The sequence below is a fragment of the Streptosporangium sp. NPDC002524 genome, from assembly GCF_040295985.1.
Classification (GTDB): domain Bacteria; phylum Actinomycetota; class Actinomycetes; order Streptosporangiales; family Streptosporangiaceae; genus Streptosporangium.
On sequence record NZ_JBEOWK010000018.1, the window covers coordinates 174,839 to 181,856 of the forward strand.

The following is a 7,018-nucleotide window of genomic DNA, read 5'->3' on the forward strand; positions in this document are numbered from 1 at the left end:
ACGCGTCGAGAGCACGTACGGAGCATACTTTCATGATCACCGAGTCTGCTGGGTCGGGAATTCTGGCGGGGCTGGTGTTTCCTGGCATACCGCGGGACAAGCGTATCGGAACCGCCGGCGAACACCTGCCAAACAGCGGGGTGTTCGCACTTACGACGCGCCCGGACGCCATCCGGTTCCTCATGAGAGCCGCCTGGACGCCAGAATGCTGATCAGATGCAGGATCGTCTGCAGCACGGCGACAACCACGCAGGCCACCACGAGAATCCTCGTCGCCGCCAGCCCCCCGTTGATCGCGTCCCAGATCGCGGCGACCACGATGAGGAGGGACAGCTCGACCGCCTGCACGATCCGGTGGAACTTCAGCGCCGCCGCCGCCCTGCGCGCCATGCCCAGCCCGCGCGACCGGAAGTGCTCGGCCGAGGCCTCGGTCGCCGCGACCAGCCCGGAGCGGGCCCGGGCCACGTCGACCAGGTCGGTCTCCGCCTTGATCAGGATGGCGCCGAGCGCGGCGGCGAACCCGATCACGGTGTACCAGTCGGGCAGGATCTCCGACGCCCGGAAACCCAGCCCGATGAGGATGGCCGCCTCGGCGAAGTAGTGGCCGACCCGGTCGAGGTAGACACCGGTGATGGAGGTGCGGCCGGTCCAGCGGGCCAGCTCGCCGTCGGAGCAGTCGAGCAGCAGGTAGAGCTGGACCAGCAGGGCCGCGAGGACGGCCGCCCAGAGTCCGGGCAGCGCGAGCACGACTCCGGCCAGCAGGCCGGTGAGGATCATCAGCCAGGTGGTCTGGTTGGGGGTGATCGGCGTCTTGGCGAGGAACCAGGTGACGTAGATCGACAGCTTGCGCATGTAGAGAGCGCCGGCCCAGTGCTCGCCGCTGTTGCGGTCCATGGTCGAGTGCGGCTGGGCCACCGCACGGAGCTCAGCGACCGACGGCCCGGACATAATCCTCCACCCGATCGTGAATCTCCGGCTCCGACAGACGCAGGTGCTCGAGGATCGTGTAACGGCCGGGGCGCGTGGCCGGGGCCAGCATGACCGCCTCGGTGAACTGGGCCGGGGACAACCCCACGTCGGTGGGGGTGACCGGCAGCTCGTGCCCGCGCAGGCAGTCGACGACCTGGCCCAGCCTCCGCGAGTCCTCGCGGAGGAAGAAACAGAATGCGGCACCTATCCCGGCGAGCTCGCCGTGATTGGAGGTGCCGGGAAAGAGCTGATCCACGGCATGAAGGATCTCATGGTCTCCGCCACTCGACGGACGGGAGGAGCCCGCGACCACCATCGACATGCCCGACAGGATGAGCGCCTCGGCCAGCACGGTGAGGAACGCGTCGGACTCGATCGAGTCGGATCTGCCGATCACCGCCTCCGCCGAGGTGCGGGACATCGCGCAGGCCAGGCCGTCGATCGGCTCCCCGCGCTCGCTCGCGCCGAGCTGCCAGTCCTCGATCGCGGAGAGGTTGCTGACCACGTCGCCGACCCCGGACCGGACCAGCGAGGCGGGCGCGTCGTGGACGAAATCGAGATCGACCATGATGGCCAGCGGCATGGGCACGCCGAAGGAGCCCTTGCCGCCGTCGTGCGTCAGCGAGGCCACCGGCGAGCAGATCCCGTCGTGCGACAGGTTGGTGGCCACCGCCACCATCGGGATCCCGGCCAGCGACGCGGCGTACTTGGTCACGTCGATGGTCTTGCCGCCGCCGATGCCCACGACGGCCTCGTACGCGCCCTTGCGCAGGTCGGCGCCGAGCGAGATCGCCGCGTCGACCGAACCGTCGGGCACCCGGAAGACCTGGGCCTCGCCGAGCGAGGGAGTGATCACCGAGGCGATCCTGTCTCCCTGGCCCGCGCCCACGGCCACCGCCACCCGTCCCGAGGTCGCCACCCTGCTGTCGGCCAGCAACGAGCCCAGCTGGGCGACGGCGCCCCGGCGCACCTCCATCGACAGGGGGGCCGGGAGCATCCTGGCTAGTATCGGCACGCGATCTCCCGCGCCTTGGCGAGGTCGTCGTGGTTGTCTACCTCGACCCACGGGACGTCGCCGATCGGAGCGACGGCGATCTTCTCGCCGCGGGCGACGAGCTCCTGGTAGCCGTCCTCGTAGTAGAGCTGCGGGTCGCGCTCGAAGGTGGCCTGCAGCGCGTCGGCGAGGCGGTCGCCGATGCCCGGGCGGATGAGCGTGGCGCCGATGTACTCACCGGCGGCGGTGGCCGGGTCCATCAGCTTGGTGATCAGCCGCAGGTGGCGGTCGCCGTCGAGGGTGACCTTCATCTCCTCGTCGGCGAGCTTCTTGACGTCGTCGACCGCGAGCAGGATGTCGGTGGTCGCCGGCGCGGAGAGCAGCGTCTCCTCCACCGAGACGGGGTGCACCGTGTCGCCGTTGACCAGGAGCACGCCCTGGTCGAAGTAGTCGCGCGCGCACCACAGGGAGTAGGCGTTGTTCCACTCCTCGGCCTTGTCGTTGTGCACGAGGGTGAGCTTCACGCCGTGCCGCTTCTCCAGCTCGGCCTTGCGCTCGTGTACCGCCTGCGCCTGGTAGCCGACGATGACCACGACGTCACGGAGATCGGCCGCCGCGAGGTTGCGCAGCGAGATGTCCATGATCGTGGTGTCGCCGTCGACCGGCACGAGCGCCTTGGGCAGCGTGTCCGTGTACGGCCGCAGGCGTCGTCCGGCCCCGGCGGCCAGCACCATTCCCAGCAACGTGCACTCCTCTTTCGGGTGAGAGCCTCCCGGCGGGCACTCCTAGGCCCCAAAGATTAGTTGCCTTCAGGCCCTGATCGTGTAATCGAGGGTTCGCCGGATGTTCTCAATCGTGTGCTCCGAGGTCGGCCGCGTCCACCCCGACCCTCGGGGCGGCCAGCCAGCAGGTGACGCTCTCCCAGGAGAAAAGGCACCACAGGTAGAGCGCGAGCAGGGCGAACACCAGCGTGACCTGCCCGGCGAGCCCGCCGAGCGCGATCAGCAGCATACGGCCGTCCCAGCCCAGACCGGACGTGGCCAGCCAGGACGGCGGGTAGACCCGCTGCCTCAGCCGGTAGACGACGTCGTAGTGGTGGAAGGCCATCGCGCCGAGCAGCATGAAGATCAGCCACGGCGGCACGTCGTGCGCGAAGCCCACCGAGGCCACGAAGCCGTACTCGGTGAGGCGCAGGATCGGCGGCACCATCCAGTCGAGCCGGCCGTCGTGCGGGTGGGAGCTTCCGAGACCGGCCAGCAGCAGCGCCACCGCGGGGGCGAACACGGCCGGTCCGTCGGTGCCGGCCACGCCGACCATCAGCAGCACCCCGGTCACGAACATCCCGACGATCGCGGGCGGCAGCGGCGGGAGCTGCCCGGCCACCAGGGCGCCCATGCCCCTCGACAGCACCCCGTCGTCCCGGTAGGCGACCACGGCACTCCGCGGCACCGGCGCCATATGCACAGAAATCATGATCGCACCTGTTCTCCCACTCACCCGGCGGGAGATCCGTCCCGCCGGTCACGGACCCCGCCGCGGTCATCGGCTGAGCGACCGGCCCGCCCGGCCGAAGAGGATGTAGAGAGCGGCGACCCCGCCCCAGATCAGCAGCGCGACGAAGGTCACCCGGGCGTTGAAGAGGGCGGCGGTCACCGCGATCAGGGCCATCCGCTCCCCGATGGGCAACACGACGATCTTCTTGAACCAGCGGGTGAGCGACGCCTTCTCCATCGCCCGCGAGAGCCGCACGACCGCGTTGCCCGCCCCGGGCTCGCCACCGTCACCGGCGGCCGCCCTGCCCAGAGAGTCCGCACTGCCCGGGAAGTCCGTCAGCCCGCTTCCGGTGCCCGTCGTCCGCTCGTCCGCGGGTCCCGCCCGCCCACCTCCGGCACCGACGGCCGCTGCGCCGATCTCGCCGGATCCGTCGGAGCCACCGGCCCCACCGACACCGCCAACCCCACCGGCCCCGCCGACGGATCCGGCCCCGTCGCCCTCGCTCTCGCCCGTGCCCGGCGCCCATCCCGCGTCGGCACCCGCGAACGCGGCCCGCCGTTCCGGCCGCCGCGGCGACACCGACCGGCTCGCCTCACCGGCCGGGTGGGCCAGCGAACCCGCCGCCCTGGCCCAGGCCGCGCCCACCCGGCTCGCGTCGGCGCGCGCCCCCGCGTACGAGAAGTCGATCATGTGGCGGAGCATCTGCAGGATCATCGCGGACACCGCCAGCGCCCAGATGCCGTCCGGGCCGCCGCCCGCGATGTCCAGCCCGGCCGCGTACCCGATGGCGAGGCCCAGGTAGACGGCGTACTCCTTGACGCGGTCGAAGGTGGCGTCCAGCCACGCCCCGAGCGGCGAGAAGGTCCGGGTGTAGCGGGCGAGCTGGCCGTCGACGCAGTCGAGCACGAACGACAGGTAGAGCAGGACCGCCCCCGCGATCAGGCCGGGCCGGGTGCCCACGGAGAACCAGATCGCGGCGAGCATGGCGAAGCCCACGGAGATGCCGGTGACCGCGTTCGGCGTCAGGCCGAGCGCGGCGACCGCCTTCACGAGGTGCCTGGACCAGGAGCTCACGCCGTACGTGGCGAAGAAGCCGTCGTTGGTCTTGACCGCGGCGTCCAGCCGGGCCTCGCGCTCGTCGACCTCGGCCAGCCGGGGCACGGCCGCGTCGGCGTCCGCCTGCCCGGTCATCCGGTCGGCGTGCAGGCGGCCGAGCCTGGCCGCGCGCACCGGGACGCCCGAGCGGACCAGGCCGACCAGGAGCAGGCCGGGGGCCTCGCCGCCGTCCATCGGGCCGAAGGCGCCCGTCTCGGCGAGCTCGGCGAGCGTCTCGGTGGTCTCGGCGAAGCCCGCGAGGTCGGACACGCCGATCTGGAGCGCGCCCCTGAAGGTGCCGTCGGTCTCGCCGGCCTCGTGGAAGGAGGTGCCCGCGGCCACCACGGACCTGCCGTCGGTCCTGACCGGCGGGCGCGCCGGCCCCGGGACGCCGCCCGCCCCGCCCACCAGCGCGGCGGTGTCGCGGGCCGGGTGCTCCACGAGCATGGCCAGCGCCTCGGTGTGCGCCACCAGGTCACCGGCGACCACCAGCACCGGGCCGATGGACGAGCGGGCCACCTTCGCGATCCTGCGCAGGTCGTCGGCGAGCCCCCGCGACCCCTCGGTCCCGATCATGTGGGTGCCGCCGGGCGCGTGGATGATGTCGCTGGAACGGGCCACCACGTGCACATCCCGTACGGGAAGCGTGGCGAGCTGGCCGGTCAGCCTGTCGAGGAGGGTCCCGCCGGGGCACCGGAGGCCCGACGACTCGGTGGTGGCGAGCACGACCGCGACCGCCCGCGAGGCGTCGGACGAGGCGATGGCGTGAGAGTCAGGCAATCCGGGCTCCTTCGTATCCGACGGGATCACCGTACGAATCGGGGAGTGCGCACTCAGCGTAGCTAGATCTTGACGGGATAGCACGGGAGCACGCCGGTCGATCAGGTACGCACCCATTACGCTCGCCATATCCGAACTGTCAAAGGAATCTGATCGTGTCCGAACGTGAACCGCGTCCCCGAACCGTCGGTGTGGTCCTGGCAGGCGGCGTCGGCCGGCGCGTCGGCCACGACACCCCCAAGCAGCTGCTGGAGATAGCGGGCAGGACGATCCTCGAACACACCCTCGCGCTGTTCGAGGGGGCACCGGAGATCGACGAGATCATGGTCCTGATGGCGCCCGGCTTCACCGGCGAGGTGGAGCGGATCGTCGAGCGCGGCGGTTTCACGAAGGTCGGCAGGATCCTGGAGGGCGGCGCGAGCCGCCCGGAGACCACCTGGCGGGCGCTGCGGGCGCTGGGCACGCGGGAGGAGTGCCTCGTGCTGCTGCACGACGCCGTACGCCCGCTGGCGGAGCCCCGGATCATCGCCGACTGCGTCGAGGCACTGAGGACCTTCTCCGCGGTCGAGGTGGCGATCCCGAGTTCCGACACGATCGTGGTGACCTCGCGGGGGCCGCGCGGGGAGGTCGTCAGCGACGTCCCCGACCGGGCCGGCCTGCGCCGCGTCCAGACCCCGCAGTGCTTCCGGCTCTCGGTGATCCGCGAGGCGTACGAGCGCGCCTTCGCCGACCCCGGCTTCGGCGACCGGCCGCCCACCGACGACTGCGGGGTGGTGCTGCGCTACCTGCCCGACGTGCCGATCCACGTGGTGCCGGGCAGCGAGCGGAACATGAAGGTCACCCACCCGGTGGATCTTTTCGTCGCCGACAAGCTTCTCCGGCTCGCCGCGGGCGACGTCCCCGCCCGCTCGGAAACCGCCCTGCGCGACGCGCTGGAGGGCAGGACCGTGGTGGTCCTCGGCGCGGACGACGCCGGTGCCGAGGTGGCGGAACTGGCCGGACGCCACGGCGCCCATGTGTTCCCCATAGGCTTCCCCGCCGCCGACTTCCGGGCGGTGGCCGACGCGCTCGCCCGCGTCGTCAAGGAGACGGGCGGGATCGACTACGTGGTCAGCACGGCGGGCGCGCCCCCGGGCAGGATCGACGCGGTGGACGACGCCGCGATCGCCGAGACCGTGAGCGTGAACCACCTCGGCCCCGTCACCGTCGCCAGGGCGGCCCTCCCCCATCTCCGCGAGACGCGGGGACAGCTGCTGTTCCACGCCCCCTCCCCCGCCCGGGACGGAACGGGAGACGGCCTGCGCGCCTTCGCGGGAGCCGCCGTGACCGGCCTGACCCGTGCGCTCGCGGAGGAGTGGGCCGGGTACGGGGTGCGGGTCAACTGCGTGGATCCCGGACGGGCGGGGACCACGGCGCCGCCGGGCCCGCCCGCCCCGTACGCCGTCGCCCGCGCCTCGCTGGACGTGCTCGCCTCCGGCGTCACCGGTCAGGTGGTCGGCGCCCGCCCCGGACCGTCACCCGTCTCCCCGGACGTCCGCCCCTGACCGTCACCCGGCTCCCCGGACGTCCGCCCCTGACCGTCACCCGTCCCCCCGGACGTCCGCCCCTGACCGTCACCCGTCCCCCCGGACGTCCGCCCCTGACCGTCACCCGTCCCCCCGGACGTCCGCCCCTGACCGTCACCCG

At 72.1% G+C, this 7,018-nt stretch carries 6 protein-coding genes; 1 reads left to right on the plus strand and 5 read right to left on the minus strand.

Annotated features, from left to right (window positions below; translation table 11 throughout):
- Positions 1–180 precede the first annotated feature (180 nt).
- The 5 genes from ABT053_RS29160 to ABT053_RS29180 form a co-directional block, all read right to left on the minus strand.
- Positions 181–948 (minus strand): CDP-alcohol phosphatidyltransferase family protein, encoded by a 768-nt coding sequence (locus ABT053_RS29160; protein WP_350973140.1) that lies wholly within the window; start codon positions 946–948, stop codon positions 181–183.
- Positions 926–1,966, minus strand: a complete 1,041-nt coding sequence (locus ABT053_RS29165) for an iron-containing alcohol dehydrogenase family protein (RefSeq protein WP_350973141.1) — start codon at positions 1,964–1,966, stop codon at positions 926–928. The genes ABT053_RS29160 and ABT053_RS29165 overlap by 23 nt, the downstream gene beginning before the upstream one ends.
- Before the next feature lie 5 nt (positions 1,967–1,971).
- Entirely contained in the window at positions 1,972–2,706 is a 735-nt protein-coding gene (locus ABT053_RS29170) for a phosphocholine cytidylyltransferase family protein (protein WP_350973142.1), read from the minus strand.
- Positions 2,707–2,812: 106 nt separating this feature from the next.
- On the minus strand, positions 2,813–3,436 hold the full coding sequence (locus tag ABT053_RS29175) for a DUF5941 domain-containing protein (RefSeq protein ID WP_350973144.1): 624 nt from the start codon (positions 3,434–3,436) through the stop codon (positions 2,813–2,815).
- A gap of 66 nt (positions 3,437–3,502) precedes the next feature.
- Positions 3,503–5,332: a CDP-alcohol phosphatidyltransferase family protein gene (locus ABT053_RS29180; protein WP_350973147.1), complete on the minus strand. Its 1,830-nt coding sequence runs from the start codon at positions 5,330–5,332 to the stop codon at positions 3,503–3,505.
- A 155-nt stretch (positions 5,333–5,487) separates the two neighbouring features.
- On the opposite strand from ABT053_RS29180, the gene ABT053_RS29185 reads away from it, so the two are divergent.
- The gene (locus tag ABT053_RS29185; protein ID WP_350973150.1) at positions 5,488–6,876 is read left to right on the plus strand and encodes an SDR family oxidoreductase; all 1,389 of its coding nucleotides are present in this window, start codon (positions 5,488–5,490) and stop codon (positions 6,874–6,876) included.
- Positions 6,877–7,018: the final 142 nt, after the last annotated feature.

What these genes read in the sequence shown, in the direction of transcription:
- ABT053_RS29175 (WP_350973144.1), bottom strand. Translation starts at nt 3,436, where the DNA reads ATGATTTCTGTGCATATGGCGCCGGTGCCGCGGAGTGCCGTGGTCGCC.
- ABT053_RS29165 (WP_350973141.1), bottom strand. Translation starts at nt 1,966, where the DNA reads ATGCTCCCGGCCCCCCTGTCGATGGAGGTGCGCCGGGGCGCCGTCGCC.
- ABT053_RS29160 (WP_350973140.1), bottom strand. Translation starts at nt 948, where the DNA reads ATGTCCGGGCCGTCGGTCGCTGAGCTCCGTGCGGTGGCCCAGCCGCAC.